Annotated in this window: 15 protein-coding genes; 10 read left to right on the forward strand and 5 right to left on the reverse strand. The window is 76.0% G+C overall.

Annotated features, from left to right (window positions below):
• Positions 1–3: 3 nt before the first annotated feature.
• Positions 4–366 carry a CU044_2847 family protein gene (locus O1G21_RS37125; protein ID WP_270150025.1) on the reverse strand — a complete coding sequence of 121 codons (363 nt, stop codon included), beginning with the start codon at positions 364–366 and terminating at the stop codon, positions 4–6.
• A 358-nt stretch (positions 367–724) separates the two neighbouring features.
• Positions 725–1,477 (reverse strand): MerR family transcriptional regulator, encoded by a 753-nt coding sequence (locus tag O1G21_RS37130; protein ID WP_270150026.1) that lies wholly within the window; start codon positions 1,475–1,477, stop codon positions 725–727.
• A gap of 94 nt (positions 1,478–1,571) precedes the next feature.
• Between O1G21_RS37130 and O1G21_RS37135 the strand changes: the two genes are divergently transcribed.
• From O1G21_RS37135 to O1G21_RS37180, 10 genes are all read left to right on the forward strand, one after another.
• Positions 1,572–2,720: an erythromycin esterase family protein gene (locus tag O1G21_RS37135; protein WP_270150028.1), complete on the forward strand. Its 1,149-nt coding sequence runs from the start codon at positions 1,572–1,574 to the stop codon at positions 2,718–2,720.
• Positions 2,721–2,905: 185 nt separating this feature from the next.
• Positions 2,906–3,178, forward strand: a complete 273-nt coding sequence (locus O1G21_RS37140; RefSeq protein ID WP_333493536.1) for a hypothetical protein — start codon at positions 2,906–2,908, stop codon at positions 3,176–3,178.
• Positions 3,179–3,338: 160 nt separating this feature from the next.
• On the forward strand, positions 3,339–4,454 hold the full coding sequence (locus O1G21_RS37145; protein WP_270150030.1) for a PP2C family protein-serine/threonine phosphatase: 1,116 nt from the start codon (positions 3,339–3,341) through the stop codon (positions 4,452–4,454).
• A 439-nt stretch (positions 4,455–4,893) separates the two neighbouring features.
• Positions 4,894–6,261, forward strand: coding sequence for an MFS transporter (locus tag O1G21_RS37150; protein WP_270150032.1), 1,368 nt, complete (start codon positions 4,894–4,896; stop codon positions 6,259–6,261).
• 41 nt (positions 6,262–6,302) lie between these two features.
• Positions 6,303–7,571, forward strand: coding sequence for a non-ribosomal peptide synthetase (locus O1G21_RS37155; protein ID WP_270150034.1), 1,269 nt, complete (start codon positions 6,303–6,305; stop codon positions 7,569–7,571).
• 204 nt (positions 7,572–7,775) lie between these two features.
• Positions 7,776–10,862, forward strand: a complete 3,087-nt coding sequence (locus tag O1G21_RS37160; protein ID WP_270150036.1) for a non-ribosomal peptide synthetase — start codon at positions 7,776–7,778, stop codon at positions 10,860–10,862.
• Positions 10,859–12,034 (forward strand): acyl-CoA dehydrogenase family protein, encoded by a 1,176-nt coding sequence (locus O1G21_RS37165; protein ID WP_270150038.1) that lies wholly within the window; start codon positions 10,859–10,861, stop codon positions 12,032–12,034. The genes O1G21_RS37160 and O1G21_RS37165 overlap by 4 nt, the downstream gene beginning before the upstream one ends.
• Positions 12,035–12,043: 9 nt before the next feature.
• Positions 12,044–13,846, forward strand: coding sequence for an AMP-binding protein (locus O1G21_RS37170; RefSeq protein ID WP_270150040.1), 1,803 nt, complete (start codon positions 12,044–12,046; stop codon positions 13,844–13,846).
• Positions 13,847–13,920: 74 nt separating this feature from the next.
• Positions 13,921–15,699, forward strand: coding sequence for a non-ribosomal peptide synthetase (locus tag O1G21_RS37175; protein ID WP_270150041.1), 1,779 nt, complete (start codon positions 13,921–13,923; stop codon positions 15,697–15,699).
• The gene (locus O1G21_RS37180; RefSeq protein WP_270150043.1) at positions 15,696–18,566 is read left to right on the forward strand and encodes a condensation domain-containing protein; all 2,871 of its coding nucleotides are present in this window, start codon (positions 15,696–15,698) and stop codon (positions 18,564–18,566) included. The genes O1G21_RS37175 and O1G21_RS37180 overlap by 4 nt, the downstream gene beginning before the upstream one ends.
• 81 nt (positions 18,567–18,647) lie before the next feature.
• On the opposite strand, the gene O1G21_RS37185 is transcribed toward O1G21_RS37180, so the two are convergent.
• From O1G21_RS37185 to O1G21_RS37195, 3 genes are all read right to left on the reverse strand, one after another.
• Positions 18,648–19,112, reverse strand: a complete 465-nt coding sequence (locus tag O1G21_RS37185; RefSeq protein WP_270150044.1) for a hypothetical protein — start codon at positions 19,110–19,112, stop codon at positions 18,648–18,650.
• Between the two features lie 65 nt (positions 19,113–19,177).
• A complete protein-coding gene (locus O1G21_RS37190; protein WP_270150045.1) occupies positions 19,178–20,554 on the reverse strand; it encodes a vWA domain-containing protein in 1,377 nt (458 codons plus the stop codon).
• A complete protein-coding gene (locus O1G21_RS37195) occupies positions 20,551–21,786 on the reverse strand; it encodes an AAA family ATPase (RefSeq protein WP_270150047.1) in 1,236 nt (411 codons plus the stop codon). Before O1G21_RS37195 ends, O1G21_RS37190 begins: the two co-directional genes overlap by 4 nt.
• Positions 21,787–21,825: the final 39 nt, after the last annotated feature.

The raw sequence follows: 21,825 nt of genomic DNA on the forward strand, positions 1-21,825 counted from the left end.
CGGTCACCCCGGACTCTCGCCCGCGCCCGGGTGGTCGGCCGCATTCCTGTTCCACGTCATGGTCACCATCAGATGACCGGTGGCAGCGGCCTTGGTGATCACGGCCCCGGCCTCGACCGCGAGGTCGACGCCGAACGCGACGGTGATCCCGTCGGGGCAGGCCTTGCGGAGCTCGTCGAGGGTGGCCCGCGCCGCCTCGGTGACCGGCTGCAGAGCCCCCTGCAGACTCTCCGGCAGCTCTTGGATGGCATCGCCGACACGACCGGCCTTCACCGGCCCCTCCGGCCTTGCCGGGGTCTCGATCAGGACGCAGCCCCCGCCCTCCAACGGCATCCGAGCCAGAGCTGCCACGATCTCCTCCTTCACCCCGTCGCACTCGTCGACACGTGGGCTTTGGTGCCTCTCAGACGACGGCGGGCGGTACGGGGTACGTCGGGCCGCCCACAGCACGTGAACCGTTCACCCGCCCTGAGGGGGCATCGCACGCCGCCACCCAGTGTCATCGTCATCAGCGCCAGTACCTGCCGCACTTGGAGTGGGCCGTGTGAATGAAAGGCCCGTCGGTGGCCGCGGGTGGACCGCCTGACGGCGGTTTCGAGGCGTCTCATCCAACCGGCGCACCCGCACGAGCACCCCACTCCCGCCTCAGGCCAGCCCCGTGACCTGCGACTTCAGGTTGGAAAACACCCAGTGCGCCCGACGAGTTCCTCGGCATCCTCGCCCGTCACCCCGAGTGGGACTGGCGCGGGGGCCCGAGCCCGGAACGGCCCGAGGGGCCGGTGGACAGCGCCAGGTAGGCGTCCAGCCGGGCGGCGGCGGTGAGCATCGCCCGGCCACGGTCGGTGAGGCGCTGCTGCCAGCCGTCGAGGGCGGCGGCGAGACCGCCCGTCCCGCCCGCCGTGCGGATCTCCCGGACCACGGTGGCGATGTGGGCCAGCGGGTAGCCGCCGCGCCGGAGCAGGTGGGCGAGGTCGGCGTCGCGGATGTCCTCGGGGCGGAAGAGGCGGTGGCCGGTGGCGCGGTCGCGGGGCGGGGTGAGGATGCCGGCCGCCTCCCAGGTGCGCAGGGTGGCGGGGGTGACGCCGAGGCGGTGGGAAAGTTCGCCGATGCTGAGCGGGCCGGGGAGCGCACCACGGATTTCACCGGGGTCCTGTTCGGCGGACAGGTGGTCGACGGCCCGGCGGACGGCGCTGAGCGTCTCCCGGTCGCGCAGCAGCTGGGCGTGGCCCCGGTCGACGGCGGTCAGCGCCTCGTCCGGGCGGTCGGCGTGCAGGGCGGTCATGACCTGGCCGGCGATCGCGTGCCCGTGGGCACGGACCAGGGCGAGGAAGGCCCGCAGGGCGGCGGCGTGCAGTTCGGTGTAGATCCGGTAGCCGCTGGGGGTGCGCTCGGCGGGCGGGAGGAAGCCATCGTGCTCGTAGTTGCGTACGGCCTGGGTGGAGATGCCGTGCTCGCGGGCGAGGTCGGCGGGGCGCACGGCGAGTTCCTCCGGTTTGAGACTTCTTGGCGGCAGTCACGGGCTGGCATCGGTGAAAGTCTCAACCGATCCTTCAAGGATACGCTTGAGGTCCATGAGTCAGGACATTGGAGACTTCCTCACCCCCTCCTGCGAACTGCTGGCGCTCGGCGAACCGACGCACCAGGAACCGGCCTTCGGGCGGGTCCGCAACCGGCTGTTCGTCCAACTGGTCGAGCGGGGCTTCCGCTCGATCGCCCTGGAGACCGACCGGGTGGCCGCGCTCGCCGTGGACGACTACGTCCGGCACGGCGTGGGCACCCTCGACGCGGTACTGGACGAAGGCTTCTCGCACGGCTTCGGCGCCCAGCCGGGCAACCGCGAACTCGTCGCCTGGATGCGCGAGTTCAACCGCGACCGGGAACCCGCCGAGCGACTGGCCTTCCACGGCTTCGACATCCAGACCGAGAACACCACCGCGCCCAGCCCGCGCCGCTACCTCGAACACGCCCGCGACTTCCTCCAACTCGACCTCGACATCGCCGGGTTGACGGGCGAGGACGAGCGCTGGGAGCGCGAGGAGGCGATCCTGGACGCCGCGATGTCGCCCGGGGCCACCCCCGAGGCCGAGCGGCTGCGCCGCATCGCCGACGACCTGGTCAACCAACTCTACGTACGGGCACCGGACTTGATCGACGCCAGCTCGCACGCCGAGTGGCTCCGGGCCGGGACGCACCTGCAGGCCGGGATCGGACTGCTGCGCTACCACGCGCAGTCGGCGGTCCAGGGCCTCGGGATGAGCGCCCGGATCTCCGGCCTGATCAGGATGCGGGACGCCCTGATGGCGCAGAACCTGCTCGACATCCGCGCCGTCGAGGCCCGGCGCGGGCCGACCCTGGTGTTCGCCCACAACCGCCACCTCCAGCGGAACCCGAGCGCCTGGTCACAGGACGAACTGGACTGCGGCTGGAACGGGGCCGGCCACATCGCCGGCTCGCTGCTGGGCGAGCGCTACGTCTTCGTCGCCGGGAGCCTCGGGTGCAGCGAGGCGATGGGGCTGGGCGCGCCGGCGCCGGGGACGTACGAGGCGCTGCTGCAACCCGGCATCGAGGCCTGGCGGTTGGTGGCCCCGCTGGAGCCGGGTGTGGCCCGCACCCGTACCGACACCACCCCGCGGCAGGGCTACTTCCCGCTGGACCTGGAGACCCTCGACGGGGCAGCCGCGCTGCTGCACCTCGCCGACGGCGCGGCGACGGCCGGGTAGCCACCCCGTCGCGGGCCCGGGTAGGCGTTGCGCAGGTGGGCCAGCAGGGCGGCGGTCGGCGGTGCCGGCGGCCGCCCGGTCGGCCGCGCCAGCGCGATCCGTACCCGGGGCACGGGGTCGGTCAGCCGCCGGACCGGCAGGCCGGCGGCCGGCCCCGGGGCCGGCAGCACCGCCACGCCCAGCCCGTGCGCGGCGAGCGCGGCCCGTGCGTGCGGCAGCACCGCCTCGCCGACCCTGGTCAGCCGCACCGTGCCCGCACCGCCTCGGGCCGCAGCCTGCGCTTCTTCGGAGCCCGGTTGGAGGGCGTACGGCTGCGGGCGACGGACGCGGACTGGTCGTACGGGCAGGGGCCGCTGCCGGTGGAGGGGCGGGCGGAACACCTGCTGCTGGTGGCGTACGGGCGGCGGCTGCCGACGGGGCTGCTGTCCGGGGCGGGGGCGGAGCGGTTCACGCGTTGAGGCGGGCGCGGCCGGGGCCCTCCGTGCTCGTTGCGGCGGGGTCTGGGGTTCGTCGTGGCGGGGTGTGGGCGGTCCCCTGACCGCACCGCCCTGCGCCTCGCCGTCGCCCGTGCCTACGATCGGGTCATCGCAGGAGGGCGAGAGGGAAGCCAGGTCGCCGATGGCCCCGAGGTCCGTGCAGTGGCCGCCGTACGTGCGGGTCGCGCCGTGGTTGCTGATCGTCGGCGGGCTGGTGTGGAACTCGCTGGATCCGGCCGATTACTGGGGCGATCCGTTGCTGGCGGCCGCCGCCGTACTGTCCGGGGCGCTGCTGACGCTGCGCGACACCGTTGCCGTCGGGGTGGCGAACGTGACCGGGATCCTGGTGCTCTCCCTGCGGGACGGGTCGTTCGGGACCCAGGACGGCTACCTGGAGCTGGTGAACACCGCCTTCACCGCCCTGCTCGGGGTCGGGGTGAACCGGGTGGTGGCCCGGCACGGGCGCAGGCTGGCGCGGGTGCGGTCGGTGGCGGAGGCGGCGCAGCGGGCGGTGTTGCCGGAGCCGCCGGGGCGGGTGGCGGGGCTGGAGGTCGCGGCCTGCTACCGGGCGGCCCAGGACGAGGCGCTGATCGGCGGGGACGCGTACGCGCTGCAGGCCACTCCGTACGGTGTGCGGGTGCTGATCGCGGACGTGCGGGGCAAGGGGCTGCACGCGGTGGGGGCGGTGTCGGTGCTGCTCGGGGCGTTCCGGGAGGACGCGCACCGGGAGCCGGACCTCGCCGCGCTCGCGGACGCGTTGGAGCGCACGCTGGCCCGGGAGAGCGCCGCGCTGGGGGAGGAGCTGCGGGTGGAGGGGTTCGTCACCGCGCTGCTGGTGGAGTTCCCGCCGGGGGAGGCCGTCGCGCGCACCCTGGACTGCGGTCACCCCGGGCCGTACCTGCTGGGCGACGGCGAACCGGGGGTGAGCCGGTGGGACGCGGCCGATCCGGGGCTGCCGCTCGGGATGGGCGCGCTGGGGGTGGCGCGCCCGCCGGTGGAGACCAGGCCCTTCCCGACGGGGTGCACGCTGCTGCTGGTGACGGACGGCGTGACCGAGGCGCGGGACGCGGCTGGGGAGTTCTACGACCCGGTGCGCGGGCTGGCCCCGCTCGGGCCCTTCGCCGGGGCGCGGGAGGCGGTGGACGCGCTGGTGGCGGATGTGGCCCGGTGGACGGGCGGGCCGCGCGACGACGACATGGCGGTGCTCGCGGTGACCCGGCGCGGGATCGGCGACGGGCCGGGAGCATGGCCGGGGTAGGCGTGGAGCTCGGGTAGGGGCGGAGCCGGGGTAGGGGGCGCGATGGGCGCCGGATATGCGCTGGACAGGCGCCCCCGGGAGGTTGGCCACGGCTCCGGACGGTGACGCCGATATCACGATGAGGTTACCGAAGGTGCCTGCTCCACGGGATCCGGCCAAGTTGAGCGGTGCCCTCCGGTGGCCGGAAAGCGGGTGTCCGGATACCGGACGGCGCAATGGACTTCCTGGTCGCGAAGTGGCCCGGATGCCCGGATGGACTGTGATGCCTTGGCCGACGGGCGGCGGCGGCCGCGTGCCGGATCGCCGCCGGAACATAAGGGCTCGTAAGGGAGGCACAAGGGCCGGTCACGGCAGTGGCGGGATCCGGCCGACCCGTGCTTCGTCCGGAAACGGACCAGGTGGTTGCCTCGTGTCGAATGGGTGACCGAGAGTCGCATCGATGAACGAGAAGCCTCGCCCCCGCCAGGCCCGTCTGTTCGGCCACCGCGACTTCCGGCTCCTGCTGACCGGAGCCGCGGCGGCCCAGACGGGCAGTCAGGTCACCCTGGTCGCCCTGCCGCTGGTGGCGGTGGTGGTGCTCGACGCCACCCCGTTCGAGGTCGGTCTGCTCACGGCCGCCGAGACCGCCGCGTTCCTGCTGGTCGGCCTGCCGGCCGGTGCCTGGCTGGACCGGATGCGCAAGCTCCCGGTGCTGATCCGCGCCGACGTGGTGCGCTGCGTCGCGGTGGGCTCGATCCCGCCGGCGGCGGCGCTCGGGGTGCTGACCATGCCCCAGCTCTACCTGGTCGCGCTGGTCACCGGGGTGGCCACGGTCTTCTTCGACGTGGCCCACCAGTCCTTCCTGCCCGCCGTCCTGCCGCGTGAGCAACTGGTCGGTGGCAACGGCGCGTTGGAGACCGTCCGGTCCTCGGCGCAGATCGCCGGGCCGGGCCTGGGCGGCGGGCTGGTCCAGCTGCTCGGCGCGCCGGTCGCCATCGTGGCCGACGCCTGCGGCTACCTCGCCTCGGCCCTGCTGCTCACCCGGATCCGGGTCGAGGAGGCGCGGCCGGAGCCGGAGCCCGGACGGTCGCTGCGCGCCGAGGTGACCGAGGGCGTGCGCTTCGTGCTCGGCCACCCGCTGCTGCGGGCCATCGCCACCGCGACCGCCATGGCCAACCTGTTCGGCGCCGTCCTGGCGGCCGTCCAGACGGTGTTCTGGGTCCGGGTGCTCGACCTGTCGCCCGGCGCCATCGGCGCCCTGCTGTCGGCCTCCGCCGTCGGCGGGCTGGCGGGCGCGCTCTGCGCGGGGCGGCTGTCCCGCTGGGTCGGGCAGGCCCGGCTGATCTGGCTGGCCACCGTGGTGACCGCGCCCTTCGCGGTGCTGTGGCCGCTGTCCAGCGGCGCTGCGGGCGTCCTGCCGTTCGGCCTCGCCTCGGGCGTGGTGCTGTTCGGCGCGGTGGCCTACAACGTCGCGCAGGTGAGCTTCCGGCAGAGCGTCTGCCCGCCCGAGCTTCTCGGGCGGATGAACGCCACCATGCGCTTCCTGGTGTGGGGCACCATGCCGATCGGCGCGCTCGGCGGCGGGGCGGTCGCCGACTGGGCCGGCCCGCGCGCCGCGCTGTGGGTGTGCGCGGCGGGCTTCCTGGTGGTGCCGGTTCCGCTGCTGCTGTCGCCGCTCCGGGGGATGCGCGAGCTGCCCGCGGCGCCGGCGGAACCCGGGGCCGTGGACGCCACGGACACCACGAACGGCGGGCCCGCTGCGGACATCCGGCCCACCCCGGACACTCCGGACGCCGAGCACTCCGCCGCGAGTCCCACCGCCCCCTGATCCCCTGACCCGAGCCGACACCGGAAATCGGAGACCGTTCCGTGCACGCCAGCATCACCGCCGCCTACCTCGCCCGGTACCGCTCCGCCGCCGCCGAATCCCCGGTGGAGCTGCTCCCGCTGACCGGCGCCCAGCGGCGGTTCCTGATCACCCGCCGGCTCGCGCCGCGGTCCCGCTCCGACCTCGCCCCGCTGTTCTTCGCCTACCCGGGCGGCACCCTCGACCTCGACCGGCTGGGCCGCGCCGCCGCCGCCGTGGCGGCCGGCCACCCGGCGCTGTGCGGCGCCTTCGTGACCGTCCGCGGCACACCCGTGCTGCGCACCGGCGGCCCCTCGGTCGAGGTCGCCCCGATCGCCGTCACCCCCGGCGGCAGCGCCGAGGGCGCGCTGCGCGAGGCGCTGCTGGACTGGCCGCTGGACGGGCCCGCGCTGCGCCTCCTGGTGGCCCGAGAACCCGACGACGGCGAGGAGTTGCTCGCCCTCGCGCTGGACCACGCCGCCTGCGACGAGCAGTCGATCGGGGCGCTGGTCGGCGAGCTCACCGAGGCGTACCGGCAGGACGAGCCGCCCGCGTCCGCCCTTGGGGCCTGCCCCGACCAGCGGGCCGTCGCCACCTTCCGGGAGGCCGTCGAACTCCAGCTGGCCGCCGAGGAAGCCGCCGCCGGGCCCGCCGCGCGCGCTCACTGGGGGCGCCGGCTCGGCGCGCTGACCGGGGCGGGCGGCGGCGCCGCGAAGGCTGCCGGCGTGCTCACCGAGCGGCTGCCCGCCGTCGAGGGCGGCGCCCGCAGCGCCCTCTTCCCCGCCCTGCTGGACGCCGTCGGCGCCGCCGCCCGGCGACTGCACCGCGCGGACGGCCCGCTCGCCCTCGGCTACCCGTGGGGCGGCCGCCCGCCCGGCGCGCCCGCCGTGCTCGGCTGCTTCCTCAACACCCTGGTGCACGCCGTCCCTCCGCAACCCGCCACCGACCTGGAGGCGCTCTGCGACGACTGGTGGGACGACCTCGACCACGCCGGCACCCCCTTCGACGAGGTGGTCCGGGCCGCCCGGGCCGCCGGGTCCCCCTGGTCGGGCGGGCTGGACGCGATGCTCACCTTCGAGGACCTCCGACGCCGCCCGCCCCTGGTGCTCGGCGGCGTGCCCGGCCGGGAGGTCCACGTCGCCGGACGCCCGCTCGCCGCGCCGCTGGCCGTCTCCGCCTCGCACGGCGACGACCTGACGGTGCGCCTCGCCTGGGACAGCGAGCGCTTCCCGGCCGCCGACGCCGAGGCCGCCTTCGGCGATCTGCTCGCCGTGCTGCGCCGCCACCTCTAGGGCCTGCCCTTGCGCCCGCCCTGGGTAGCCGACAGTCTCCTCGACCCCGGCCCCCAAGACCGTCCTTCCCCGAAGACCGAAGACCCCCTGGCCCGCACCCTCACCCCGGTGCGGCCCGGCCCCCACCGGCCGTACCGGGACCACCCCACGCCCCGCACCCAGCCACCGCAGTGCCAACACGCCCACCACACAAGGGAATCATCCATGTTCGCACTCTCTCCCTCGCAGGAGATCGTCTGGCTGCACGAGCAGATGCAGCCGGGCAGCCGCGCCTACAACTTCACCGGAGTGCTCGACCTGTGGGGCACCCTCGACCGGGACGCCCTGCACACCGGACTCGCCGCCGTCCTGGCTCAGCACCCGGGCCTGCGGCTGGAGCTGGTGGCCCGGCCGGAGGGCGTGCCCGGCCAGCGGGTCGCCGAGGAGTGCCAACCCGTGCTGCGGCACAGCGACTTCACCGCCGAGCCGGACCGGGAGGCCGCCTTCCGCCGACTGCTCGCCGCCGAGGCCGAGGAGCCGCTGGACACCGAGCGGGCCCCGCTGCTGCGCTGGCACCTGGTCCGGATCGCCGAGGACCACCACCGGCTGATCCACGTCGAGCACCACCTCGTCCACGACGGCCACTCCTTCGCGATCTTCCTGCGCGACCTGTTCACCGTCTACCGCGCCCGCGTCCTCGACCAGCCCTACGAGCTGGCCACTGCTCCGTCGTACGAGCAGCACGCCCGCACCGAGGCCGACCCGCAGGACCGTGAGCGTGCCCTCGCCTTCTGGACCAGGGAGCTGACCGACGCCCCGCGCGAGGTCACCCTGCCCGGGCTGGCCCGGCCGGGCGTCGAGCGCCGCCACCGCGGCGGGCAGCTGCGCCAGTCGATCGGCGCCGACCTCGCCGAGCGGCTGCGCGAGCGCAGCAAGGCCGACGGCCACACCCCGTTCAGCACCCTGCTCGCCCTGTTCGCCGAGCTGCTGCGCCGGCACAGCGGTCACCGCGAGGTGACCGTCGGCACCGCCGTCGGCAACCGCCCGGAGGGCTACGAGGGCACCGTCGGCATGTTCGTCAACACCGTCCCGCTGCGCCTGCGGCTCGACCCGGCCGCCTCCGGCACCGACGCCGTGGACGAGGCGACCGACGTCCTGATGCGCGCCCTGCCCCACCAGCACCTGCCCGTGCAGGAGCTGACCCGCCGGCTCGGGCTGCACACCGGCGGCACCGACAACCCGCTGTTCAACGTGATGTTCAGCGCCCACGACGCCGCGCTGCCCGACGTCCAGGCGCCCGGCCTCGACGTCTCGCTGTACGAGGGCTTCAACACCGGCACCACCCGCTTCGACCTCGACCTGGTGCTGCTGCCCGACGACCGCCGGGTGGTCGGCGAGAAGCACGGCGCCGCCGGGATGACCCTGATCTGGGACTACGACGCCGACCTGTTCGGCGAGACCGAGGCCGTGCTGCTCTCCGAGCGCCTGCTGGAGCTGCTGCGCCACTACCTCGACCGGCCCGAGGCGGTGCTCGCCGAGCTGGCCCCCGCGCCGCAGGCCGAGCCGGCCGCCACGCCCACCCCGGCCGGCCTCGACCCGGCCGCCGCCCACGACCCGACCGCGCTAGCCCTGCTGGCCGGCAACGAGCGCATCAGCTACGGCGAACTCGACCGCCGCGTCGGTGAGTTGGTCGACCGGATGCGCGCCGCCGGGGTCACCGCCGGGCAGCCGGTGGCCGCCGTGCTGCCGCGCGGCACCGACAGCGTGGTCACCCTGCTGGCCTGCCTGCGCCTGGGCGCCGTGTACGCGCCGTTGTCCACCGAGGACCCGGCCGCCCGGCTCGGCCTGCTGCTGGAGCGGCTCGCCCCCGCGCTCGTCCTCGCCACCCGGCAGAGCGCGCTCGCGCTGCCCGCCGAGGGCGTCACCCCGGCCCTGCTGGACGGCCCCGCCTTCCCGAAGGCCGAGCCCGCCGCCGTCCTGGACGGCGCCGCGTACATCGTCCACACCTCCGGCTCCACCGGCGTGCCCAAGCCCGTCCTGGTCGGCCGCGAGGCGCTCGCCGGGTACGTCGCCGCGATCGCCGACCGCTACCGACTCAGCTCCGCCGACCGGGTGTTGCTGTTCGCCCGGCCGTCCTTCGACGTGGCACTGGAGGAGGTGTTGCCGGCCCTCGCGGTCGGCGCCGCCCTGGTGGTGCCGCAGCGCGAGGTGCCCACCGGGCCGGAGCTGGTCGCCGTGCTCGCCGCCCGCGGCGTCACCGTCGCCAACCTGCCCACCAGCTACCTGCTCGCCGTCCGCGAGGACCTGCGCGAGGCACTGCGCGACGGCCGCTGGACGCCGCGGCTGCTCGTCCTCGGCGGCGAACGGCTGCCCGCCCGCGCGCTCGCCGGGCTGACCGAGGCCACCACCGTGCTCAACGCGTACGGCGTCACCGAGGCCACCGTCACCTCCACCGTCCACCAGGTGACCGCGGCCGACGTCACCGAGGACGGCGAGATCCCGCTCGGCACCGAGATCGACGGCGTGCGCCTGCACGTCCTGGACGAGACGCTGCGCCCGCTCCCGTACGGCTGCGTCGGCGAACTCGCCGTCAGCGGCGACCTGTTGGCCGAGGGCTACGTCGGGTTGCCGGAGCCCACCGCGGCGCGCTTCACCACCGTCCCCGCACTCGGCGGCCTGCGGGTCTACCGCACCGGCGACCGCGGCTACCGCGACACCGAGGGCCGACTGCGCTTCCTCGGCCGCGCCGACAACCAGGTCAAGCTGCGCGGTCACCGGATCGAGCTGGAGGAGATCGAGTCCGCCGCCTCCGCCGAACTCGGCGGCCGCTCCTGCGCGGTGGTGCTGCACACCGACCCGCGGACCGGCCCCCGCCTGCTCGGCTTCCTCGAGGGCACCGAGCGCCCCGACCAGGCCGCCCTGCACACCGCGCTCGCCCGCCGGCTGCCCGGCGGACTCGTCCCCTCCGGCTGGACGGCCGTCGCCACCATGCCCACCCTGCCCGGCGGGAAGCCCGACCGCGCCGCCCTCGCCCGGCTGGCCGAGGAGAGCCCGGAGGAGCCGGCGACCGCGCCCAGCGCCTTCGCCGACCCCGGCCAGGAGCTGATCGCCGCCGCCTGGCGCGAGGTGCTCGGCCACGACCGCTTCACCGCGGACTCGCACTTCTTCGAGGTCGGCGGCCACTCGCTGCTCGCCGCCCAGCTCGCCGCCCACCTGGAACCGCACCTGGGCAGCCGCCCGCCGCTGCGCACCCTGTTCCGCCACGCCGTCCTGGCCGACCAGGCCCGCGTCCTCACCGGAGGCGCCAAGTGAGCTCCCCCTCCGCCGTCTTCGAAGACGGCCACCGCGAACTCGTCGACGCCTTCGAGAGCTTCATCCGCCGCGAACTCGTGCCACTCGCCGCCGAGCTGCCCGAAACGGCCGACCAGGTCCCGACCGACCTGCGGGCCTACGTCCGCAAGCGCTCCGCGGCGCTCGGCTTCTACGCCGGCGACTACCCGGAGGAACTCGGCGGCTCCGGCATGCCGTTCACCGCCGTCGTGCTGCTGCACCACGCCGCCGGACGCAGCGGCTGCGTGCTCGCCCCGTACGCGCTGGCCGGCTCCGACGGCCCCAGCCCGCTGCTGCGGCACGGCACCCCCGAGCAGATCGAGCGCCACCTCGTCCCGCTGGTGCGCGGCGAGCAGACCCGCTGCCTGGCGCTCACCGAGCCCCAGGCCGGATCGGACGCCTTCCACCTCACCACCACCGCCGTGCGCACCGGCGACGACTGGGTGCTGAACGGGCGCAAGACCTTCGTCAGCAACGCCGAACACGCCGGGATCGCCCTGGTGGTCGCCGCCACCGACCTCGGCGACGGCGCCGGGCCGACCGCCGGGGCCACCGCCTTCGTGCTGCCGATGGACCAGCCCGGGCTGCGGATCGGCCAGCGGTACGAGGGGATGTCCGGCGAGCCGCTGTTCGAGCTGCTGCTCGACCAGGTCACCGTCGGCCCGGAGGCCGTCATCGGCGGCGAGGAGGGCATCGCCGCGGCCACCGCCCTCGCCATGGACAGCCTCTCCCGCGGCCGCCTGGTGGTCGCCGCGATGTGCAACGGCATCGCCGAGTACGCGCTGAAGGCCGGCGTCGAGTACGCCCGCGAGCGGCGCGCCTTCGGCAGGGTGATCGGCGAGTACCAGCACGTCCAGGAGCACCTGGTGGCCACCCGCGCCGAGGTGGAGTCCTCCAAGCTGCTCACCCTCGCCTGCGCCCGGCTGGTGGACGAGGGCACCGAGGCGCCCGAGAACGCGGCGCTCGCCAAGCTCACCGCCTCCGAGACCGCCGTCCGCGCGGTGGACCGCTCGCTCCAGGTGCACGGCGCCACCGGCTGGGTGCGCGGCCACCCGCTGGAGTTCCTGTACCGCTACGTCCGGATGACCACGATCATCGAGGGGACCTCCGAGGTCCAGAAGGTCATCATCGCCCGTGCCATGGGCCTGAACTGACGGTTACGCATGCATCTGGAGACGATGATGGAATCCCTGAGCATCGGGTACGGCCGTCCGCACCGGCACGGCGCGGTCCTCGACCTGTTCACCAGCTGGGCGCACCGCACCCCGCAGGCGCCCGCCCTGATCGACGGCGAGCGCACCCGGAGCTACGCCGAACTCGACCGCCTCGCCGACACCGTCGCCGAGGCCCTGCGCGGCAAGGTCGGCGAGGGCGACCTGGTCGGCGTCTGCCTCGGCCACTCCGTGGAACTGGTCGCCGTCACCCTGGCGATAGCCAAGCTCGGCGCCGTACACCTGCCGCTCGGCCCGCGCCCCGGCGAGAAGCGGCTGCGGGCCGTCGCCGAGCAGCTGCGCCCGGTCTGCCTGGTCGGCGAGGACGCCGTGCTGCCGCCCGGCGGAGAGCGGCTCGAGCTGGACCTGCCCGGCGGCGGCGTGCCGGCCGCCCTGATGCCCGGCACGCAGGTCAGCGTGCCCGCCGGCACCCACTACGCCGTTCTCACCTCCGGCTCCACCGGTACCCCCAAGGCCGTCGCCGTCACCGAACCCGCGCTCGGCGCACTGCTGCAGTGGTACCGCGAGCTGACCGGCCTCGGCCCCGGCGAGCGGCACAGCCTGCTGATCGGGGTCTCCTTCGACCCGCACGTCCTGGAGCTGTGGGCCACCCTCACCTCCGGTGCCGCGCTGGTCGTCGCGCCCGAGGCGGTGCGCTGGGACTCCGGCGCGCTGACCGACTGGTGGCGCGAGGCCGGCATCACGGCCTGCGTGCTGCCCACCCCGCTGGGCGAGCCGGTCCTGGCCCGGCCCTGGCCCGCCGGGCTGGCGCTGCGCCACCTGCTCATCGGCGGCGACCGGCTGCGCCGCGCCCCCGGGCCGGACGTCACCGCGACCGTCCACAACGGCTACGGCCCCGCCGAGGCGACCGTCGTCACCACCGTGCACACCATGGCCCCCGGCGGCGACCACGGCGACGGCGCGCCGCCGATCGGACTGCCGATCCCCGGGGCCGTCGTGCTGGTCACCGACGAGCAGGGCCGCCCGGTGCCCAGAGGGACGGCCGGCGAACTGCGGATCGGCGGCCGGGGCCTGGCCGCCGGATACCTCGACCCCGAACTGACCGCCCGCCGCTTCGTCGAGGTGCCGCCCGGCGTGGACGGTGTCGACCGGGTCTACCGCACCGGCGACCGGGTGGTGATGCGCGCTGACGGCGTGCTCGAGTTCCACGGACGCCTGGACGACCAGGTCAAGGTCAGCGGGGTGCGGATCGAACCGGCCGAGGTCGAGGCCGCCTTCGAACGCGACCCCCGGGTGCGCCGCGCCGTGGTCGCCGCCGAGCCGGCCGCGGCCGGCGGCGCACGGCTGCTCGCCTTCGTCCAGACCGAGGAGGACGCCGAACCCACGAGCCTGCTGGACGCCGTCCGCCCCTGGCTGCCCGAGCAGGCCGTGCCCGCCACCGTGCGGCTGGTCGAGCACTACCCGCTGGACGCCAACGGCAAGGTGGACCGCGCGGCGCTGCTCGCCGCCGAGCCGGCGGCCCCGGAGGCGGTGGCGGTGACCGAGGACGGGGACACCCCGGTCGAGCGCACCGTGCTGAAGCTCTGCCGCGAGCTGATCGGCCGCGCAGACCTCGGCCCGGCCGACAACTTCCTGGACGCGGGCGGCAATTCGCTCGCCGCCGCCCGACTGCTGGAGGCCCTGGAGGAGGAGTACGGGGTGCGGCTGCGCGCCCCCCTGGTGCTGCGCCAGCCCGACCTGCGGGCGATCGCGCGACTGATCGAGGAGCGGATGCCGAGCGCGTCCCTCACCTGACGGCCCGCCGTACCTCCTGTCCTGCACAACGGCGCCCCGGCCGCACGGCCGGGGCGCCCGGAAGGGAACCCGCCATGACGCCCACGCTCCCCGCCCTGATCGCCCGGCAGGCCGAGCAGCACCCGACCGCCCTCGCCGTGACCGACGGCGACACCTACCTCACCTACCGCGAACTCCTCGACGCCTCCGGCCGGTTGGCCGCCGTGCTGGCCGCACGCGGAATCGGCCCCGGCAGCACCGTCGGGCTGCTGTGCGCCCGCTCGACCCGGCACGTCGTCGCCCAGCTCGCCGTCTGGCGGGCCGGCGCCCTCGTCCTCCCGCTCGACCCCGGCTACCCGCGCCCGCGCATCGCCGAGCTGACCGCCGACGCCGGCGCGCGGCTCGTCCTCGGCGACAAGGCGCTGCTCGCCGAGGCCGGACTGCCCGTCGAGCACACCCTCGTCCTGACCGAACGCGGCACCGAGGCCACCCGCGGCGCCGTCCCCGACGCCGCGGAGCCGGACGCGCCCGCCCTGCTCTACTACACCTCCGGCTCCACCGGCCACCCCAAGGGCGTGCTCGTCCCGCACCGCGCCGTCACCGACCTGGTCACGGCCCCCGACGCGATCCCCGTCGGCCCGCGCGACCGGGTGCTCCTGCACGCCACCCCCTCCTTCGACGCCGCCACCTTCGAACTGTGGGCCCCGCTCGCCCACGGCGCCGCCGTCGCCGTCTCCCCGGCCGACCGGCCCAGCGCCGAGGAACTCGTCCGCGACGTCGAACGGTTCGGCGTCACCGTCCTGCTCCTCACCACCGCGCTCTTCCACCACCTGGCCGCCCGGCAGTCCCGGATCTTCGGCGTGCTGCGCACCGTGGCCGTCGGCGGCGAGGCACTCGCCCCCGAACACGCCGGCGCGGTGCTGCGGGCCTTCCCCTGGCTGGAGCTCCACAACGTCTACGGGCCCACCGAGGCCACCACCTTCACCACCACCCACCTGGTCACCCCCGCCGACTGCGAGGGCGGAACCGTCCCGATCGGACAGCCCTTCGGCGGCGCCCGCCTGCTCGTCCTGGACGAGCACCTCGCGCCGGTGGAGCCCGGCACCGTCGGCGAACTGTGGATCGGCGGCGAGCGGCTCGCCCAGGGCTACCTCAACCGGCCCGAGCTGACCGCCGAGCGCTTCCGCGACCTCCCGGGCCGGGGCCGCGCCTACCGCAGCGGCGACCTGGTGCGCCAACGGCCCGACGGCGTCCTGGAGTTCCACGGCCGCACCGACGACCAGGTCAAGGTCCGCGGCTTCCGGATCGAGCCCGGCGAGGTCGAGCACGCGCTGCTGCGGTTCCCCGAGGTCGCCGAGGCGGCCGTGGTGGTCCGCCGCGCCGGACAGGCCGACGCCGCGCTCACCGCCTGCGTCGTCCTCGCCGACGGCGCCGCGACGGCCGTCGAGACCCTGCGCACCCGGCTCGCCGAGCGGCTGCCCGCCCACCTGGTGCCCACCGCCTGGACCGTCCTCGCCGCACTGCCGGTCACCGGCAGCGGCAAGGTCGACCGGCGGGCGCTCGCCGACGCCCCGGATCCGGCCGCCGCCGGACACGCCCCCGCCGAGGCCGAACTCACCCCGATCCAGCAGGTCGTCGCCGAGGCCTGGAGCCGCGCCCTGGAACGCCCGATCACCGACCCGGCCGCCGACTTCCTCGCCGAGGGCGGCCACTCCCTGCTCGCCATGTGGGTCGTCGACGACCTGCGCGAGGACCTCGGCGTCGAACTCTCCCTCGCCGACTTCCTCGACCACCCCACCGTGGCCGGGCAGGCCGAACTACTGGAGCGCGCCCTGCGGGCCGCCGACGACACCCAGGGGGCGGCCCAGCGATGACCAGCGACCAGAACGACCTGCTGCGCCGCGCCCGCAACCGCCGCACCGCGCTCACGCCGGACCGCGCGGCCGCCGCCTCCGTCTGCGCCTCCGTCGACGCCGGCCCGGCCCCGCTCTCCCACGCCCAGCAGCGGATGTGGCTGATGGAGCGGCTCGGCCAGGGCGGCGCCCTCTACAACGTCCCGATCGCCACCCGGCTGCGCGGGCCGCTCGACCCGGACGCCCTGGCCACCGCGCTCACCGCCCTCACCGAACGGCACGCCGTCCTGCGCACCCGCTACCCGCGCCGCGGCGAGCAGCCCTACCAGCACGTCGAGCCGGCCGGCCCGGTGCCGCTGCCGGTGGTGGACGCGGCGGGCTCCGGGCAACTCGTCGAAGAGGCCGGCCGACCGTTCGACCTCACCACCGGACCGGTGCTGCGCGCCCTGCTGCTGCGGCACGGGCCCGAGGACCACACCCTACTGCTGACGATCCATCACATCGCCGTCGACGGCGGCTCACTGCCCGTCCTCGCCGCAGACCTCGCCGAGCTGTACGCCGCCGCCCGCGACGGCGTCGAGCCCCAACTCCCGCCGCCCGGGATGCCGTACACCGAGTACGCCCGCGAGGAGCGCGCCCGCGACGCCGAACTCGCCGCCGCCGCCGACGCCCGCGCCGCCCACCTGGCCGGCGCCCGCCCGCTGCCGCTGCTGCGACCCGTCCCGCCCGGCGCCCGCGACCGCCGCGCCGCCCTGCACGCCGCCCCGCTCGAGCCGGCCACGGTCGAAGGCCTGCGGAAGCTCGGCGCCCGGCACGGCGCCACCCTGTTCGCCGTCGTCCTCGCCGCCGCCTTCGCCACCCTGCGCACCGCCGCCGGCCAGGACGACCTCACCCTCAGCTGCGCCAGCGGCCAGCGCGCCCGGCCCGAACTGCGCCGCACGGTGGGCCTCGGCGTCAACACCCTCGCAGTGCGGGCGGAACCGGCCGCCGGCGGATCCTTCGCCGACGCGCTCGCCCTGGTGCGCGGCGCCCTGCTGGAGGCGCAGCAGCACCACCAGGTGCCCTTCGACCTGGTGGTCGAGCGGCTCGGCGCGGCGGCGCGCGGCGCCGACGGCAACCCGCTGCCGTCGGTCAGCTGCGACCTCTTCCAGGCCCCGGCACCGCTGGCGCTGCCCGGGCTCGACGCCGAGGACGTCGAACTCGACCTGGGACTGGCCAAGTTCGACCTCTCCCTGGTGCTGGAGGACGGTCCGCGGCCGCGCTGCCTGGTCCAGCACGACCAGGCCGCGCTGGACCGGGCGACCGGCGCCCGGCTGGTGGAGGCCTTCGCCGCGGTGCTCCGGGCGGTGGCCGAGGACGCGGACGTCGTGCTTTCCGAGCTGCCCGGCGAGCTCCTGGTCTCGCCTTCCGCCCAACACCCGGTGCTGGAAGCTCTGTTGGCCGACCCCGAGGTGGCCGACGCGGCCGTCGTCGAAACCGGCGACGGCCCGCCGCTCGCCTACGCCGTGGTGCGCGGACCGGTCGCCCCCAGCGGCACCGACCTGCGCGCCCGGCTCCGGCGCTCGCCGGCGGCCGCCGAACTTCCGCTCGCCGTCACCCTGTTGGACCGCATCCCGCGCCGTGCGGACGGCGGCGTCGACCGCGCCCGGCTGCCCGATGCCGCTGTCGCCGCGCCCGGCGCCGCCGCCCCTGCGGCCGTCCCTGCCGCCGAGCGGACCGGGCCGCTCGACCTGGTCCGCACCGCCTTCGGCGAACTGCTCGGCAGCGTCCCGCCCGCCGACGGCGACTTCTTCGCCCTCGGCGGCCACTCGCTGATCGCCGTCCAGCTCGCCGAACGCCTGCGCACCCGGGTCGGGCTGCCGCTCACCGGCCTCGACGTCCTGGAACACCGCACCCCGCGCGCCCTCGCCGCCCTACTGGCAACCCGCGAGGAGGAACGCCGCGCCGCCGCCCTCACCCGCACCGGCGGTCACCCGACCGCCGGGCCCCGCACCGGCACCGTGCTGCTCACCGGCGCCACCGGCGGGGTCGGGGCCGCGGTGCTGCAGGAACTGATGGCCCAAGGGCGGCCGGTGCGCGTCCTGGTCCGCCCGGAGTCCGCCCACCTGCCGGCCCTGCACGGCGCCGAGATCGCCGAGGGCGACCTGGCCGACCCGGACAGCCTCCAGCGCGCCGTCAAGGGCGTGGACGCCGTCATCCACGCCGCCTGCACCTTCACCGAGCACGAGACCGACGTGGCCGCCATGCGGGCCCTGCTGGACGGCTGGTCCGGCGGCCCGTTCGTCTTCGTCAGCAGCATCGACGCGTACGGGCAGCCGTCCGGCACCGACGTCGCCGAGGGCGGCCCCAGCGGCGCGCCGGTCACCGCGTACGGGCAGGCCAAGCTGGACTGCGAGCGGATGCTGTTCGAGACGGCCGAGGCCACCGGCCACGGCCCGGCCACCGTGGTGCGCGCCCCGATCGTCTGGGGTCCGCACCGGCGACTGCGCGACCAGCTCCGCTGGGGCTCCACCGGCGAGCTCTACCAGGCGGCCCTGGCCGGGCGGCCGATCGTCCTGCCGGAACCGGGAGTCGACGGGGGGAGCGGTTGGAACGGCGCCGCCTGGGTGCACTCCGCGGCCCTGGCCCGCGCCCTCGCCGCCTGCGCCCTGCCCGACGGTCCCGCCGCGGGCCGGATCGTCAACGCGATCAACGGGCACGTGTCCTGGGCGGAGTTCGGCACCGAGCTGATCCGGCTGCTCGGGTCGGCGAGCCGGGTGGAGCTGAGCGCCGACGCCGACCCGGAGCTGCGACGCCCCTGGCGCTACCGGTCGGAGACCCTGGCGGCCGCGCTGCAGCCGGAGCCGGGGGAGGACTGGCGCAGCGTGCTGGCGGCCATGGTGGGCTGAGCGGTCCGTGAACGGGCGGAGGGGCCTTCGGGCTCCTCCGCCTGGCTACCGCAGCCGCCGCGGTTGTCGCAGCGACCGCATTCATCGCAGCCGCCGCAGCCGGGCCGCGGCGGTGGTGCGGATCCGCCGGGTGCGCCCGCCCGCGGCCAGGACACCCAAGCACGACCCGGCCGAGGCCGACTCGGCAGCCTGCGACTGGAGCCAGTTCGAGGCCGCGAGCAACTGCCGTTCCTCCCACGGCTCGTCCAGTTCCATCGCCCGCAGCAGCGCCCACTCGTCCAGCCGCCGCCGCGCGAAGCCGTCGGCCGAAACCGCTTGGGCCAGCTCCCGGCACCAGGCCGGGAAGGCCGGCTCCGTCAGCAACTCCGCCGCCCGCCGGTCCAGGTACTCGCACACCGCGCCGCTCGCCATCGCCCGATCGGGATCGGCGAGCACCCGCGCCACCAGCCCGGCCACCTCCTCCGGAGCCGCCCGCGCGAACTCCCGCCGGTAGCGCGCCAAGCGCAGGTGCTCGTCGGGCTCCGGCTCCGGCCCATCCGTCTTCAAGAGGTTCGCTTCCTTCCGTCATGCCCGGCGGCCGAGCCGGCCGGTCGGCGCAGAACCGGCCCGGCTCAGCCGATGGTGACCACGCGCGCCCACTCCGGCGGCGCATCCGGCCGGTACTCGCCGTTGTTCTCGTCGTACCGGCTCGGCCGCCGGAACAGACCGACCACCGTACGGCACGCCGGCGCGACCGTCGGCCACGGCGTCTGGCCGTCCGTCAGCACCACGACGACGTCCGGTTGCGGTCGGGTCCGCAGCGCCGCCGCGAAGCCCGTCCGCAGGTCCGTCCCGCCGCCGCCGATCAGCGGTATGCCCGCCGCCCGGCAGAGCGCGCCGACGGACTGGGCGGCGGCGTCGCAGGACAGCACGGTGACCTGGTCGTGGCGGCCGCCGACCGCCCGGCCGATCGCCGCCACCTCCAGCAGCGCACTGCCCAGCTCCCGGTCCGAGACCGACCCCGAGGTGTCGACCACCACCGACACCCGGGGCGGCCGCCGCCGCAGGCTCGGCAGCACCACACCGGGCAGCCCGGCCGAGCGCCGCGCCGGGCGGCCGTAGCTGTAGTCCCCGCCCGCGCCCGGCCCGGACACCGCCGAGCGCATCGCCGCACCCAGCAGCTGCCGCCACGGCTGCGGCGGGTGGAACACCTCCTCGGCCCAGCGCCGCCAGCCCGCCGGGGCGTTCCCGGGGCGGCCCCGGATGCCCTCGGCGACCCGGAAGCGCACGGCGTCCCGCTCCTGGGCGGTCAGCCCGTGGGCGCCGTCCGGGCCGAGCTCCCACGGCCGGTCCACGCCGTCGGCGCCGCCGCCGCAGTCCAGCCAGGCCAGGCCCGGGCGGCGCAGGTCGAAGCTGAATCCGCGGAGGTAGTCCTCCATCAGCTTCCCCTCCGGCAGGCCGAGGAGCCTGGGGGTCAGCGCGCCCGCCGGTTTGACCAGGCCGTCCCCGAACGCGTCGTCGTTGATCTCGCAGTCGGCGGCGATGTTCATCCGCAGCCGGTCCGCCGGGTCCCTCAGGCCGAGGTCGCGGGCCAGGCGGTCGCTGCGCCCGTGGTGGTCGCGCAGCAGGTGCGACACCTCGTGCACCCAGATCGAGGCGAGGTCCTCCACGGCGGTGCGCTCGACGAAGCCGGGCGAGGCGTAGCAGCGCCACTGGCGGTCCACGCCCATGGTCGGCACCTGCCGGGACTCCACCAGGTGCAGGGCGAACAACGCGGTCGCCAGATAGGGGCGGGCCCGGACGGCCTGCAGTCGGGCGGCGTAGAGCTTCTCGAGGTCCAGCGGGCGGAGCGCCGGCGGGCCGGCCTGCGGCTTGACCTGCCAGTCGGGGTCCCCGGGGGTGGGGGCGGGCCTGGCGACCTTGGGCCGGATGCGCCTGCCGAGGTCCAGCGGGGTCGGGGCGGGCCGGGTGTTCCAGCCGGTGTCCGGCGGCGTGGCGCCCGCGCTCATCGGCCGGCCGTGACGTTGGTGCGGGCGGCGACGCGACCGGCGGCGCGGTCGGCCCGCCGGGACAGGGCCACCGTCGAGGCGAGGTGCTCGATCGCCTCCGGGACCTCCCAGTCCTCCCGGCGCAGCGAGGCCAGCGTGGTCGCCGGGACGACCAGCACGTCCGGCGCGCCGCTCTCCAGCGCCCGCAGCAGCAGCGCCCAGGCGGCGTCCCACCGCGCCCGCTCCGGCCGGTTGCGCACCGCGGCCACCACCCCGTCCAGCACCACCTGGCGCAGGTCCCCGCGCTCGGGCAGCACCGCGCCCGCCGGGTCCGCGAGCAGCTGCTCTGGGTCCGGCAGGTCCATCCGGTCCATGCTCGCCATCAGCTCCAGCCCCGGACCGTCCCCGACCGTGCCCCGGACCAGCAGCGACAGCACCTCCCGGGAGGAGCCGGCCGCGGTGGCGAAAGCGATCAGCCGCAAGGTCATGTCCCAGCTGCGCGGGGACGGCCAGGCGCCGCCGCGCTTGGTCTCGCTGGTCGGCAGCCGGTGCACCAACTCCGGCCGCACGGTGAGTAGTTCGCACACCGCCCGGCGGGCGAAGGCGACCGCCGCCGGCAGCGCCGCCGGATCGAGCCGCGGAAGGGTGGCGACCGGCCACACCCCGCCGAGACCCCGCACCACCACCTCGTGGTCGTGCACCCACTGCAGGTGGACGAACCGGTTGGCCAGCGGCGGGCTCAGCTCCCACCCGTCGGCCGCCGAGGAACGGGGGTTGGCGGCCGCCACGATCCGTACGCCCGGCGGCAGTTGGAGCGCGCCGATGCGCCGCTCCAGGACCAGCCGGAGCAGCGCGGCCTGGACAGCGGGCGGCGCGGTGGACAGCTCGTCCAGGAACAGCAGCCCGCGCCCGGCCCGGACCAGGCGCACCGCCCAGTCCGGCGGGGCCAGCGGGACGCCCTGCTGTGCCGGGTCGTCACCGACGATGGGCAGGCCGGAGAAGTCGGAGGGCTCGTGGACGCTGGCGATGACGGTGGTCAGTGGCAGGTCCAGGGCCTCGGCGAGCTGGTTGAGGGCCGCGGTCTTGCCGATGCCCGGTTCGCCCCAGAGCAGGACGGGCAGGTCGGCGGCCACGGCGAGGGTGAGGGCCTCCAGTTGGTCGTCGGGACGGGGTTCGGTGCGGGTGTCGCCGAGCAGGTCGAGCAGTTGGCGGGCGACGTCGAGCCGGGCGTGCGCGGGCATGGGCATGGGCATGGACGTGGGCATGGGCATGGGCATGGGCATGGGCATGGG

Source organism: Kitasatospora cathayae (assembly GCF_027627435.1).
Lineage (GTDB): Bacteria > Actinomycetota > Actinomycetes > Streptomycetales > Streptomycetaceae > Kitasatospora > Kitasatospora cathayae.

Excerpts from the sequence above, each read along its gene's own strand:
- O1G21_RS37180 (WP_270150043.1), top strand. The coding sequence starts at position 15,696 with ATGACCAGCGACCAGAACGACCTGCTGCGCCGCGCCCGCAACCGCCGC.
- O1G21_RS37145 (WP_270150030.1), top strand. The coding sequence starts at position 3,339 with ATGGCCCCGAGGTCCGTGCAGTGGCCGCCGTACGTGCGGGTCGCGCCG.
- O1G21_RS37170 (WP_270150040.1), top strand. The coding sequence starts at position 12,044 with ATGCATCTGGAGACGATGATGGAATCCCTGAGCATCGGGTACGGCCGT.
- O1G21_RS37135 (WP_270150028.1), top strand. The coding sequence starts at position 1,572 with ATGAGTCAGGACATTGGAGACTTCCTCACCCCCTCCTGCGAACTGCTG.
- O1G21_RS37150 (WP_270150032.1), top strand. The coding sequence starts at position 4,894 with ATGAACGAGAAGCCTCGCCCCCGCCAGGCCCGTCTGTTCGGCCACCGC.
- O1G21_RS37195 (WP_270150047.1), bottom strand. The coding sequence starts at position 21,786 with ATGCCCATGCCCATGCCCGCGCACGCCCGGCTCGACGTCGCCCGCCAA.
- O1G21_RS37160 (WP_270150036.1), top strand. The coding sequence starts at position 7,776 with ATGTTCGCACTCTCTCCCTCGCAGGAGATCGTCTGGCTGCACGAGCAG.
- O1G21_RS37190 (WP_270150045.1), bottom strand. The coding sequence starts at position 20,554 with ATGAGCGCGGGCGCCACGCCGCCGGACACCGGCTGGAACACCCGGCCC.
- O1G21_RS37175 (WP_270150041.1), top strand. The coding sequence starts at position 13,921 with ATGACGCCCACGCTCCCCGCCCTGATCGCCCGGCAGGCCGAGCAGCAC.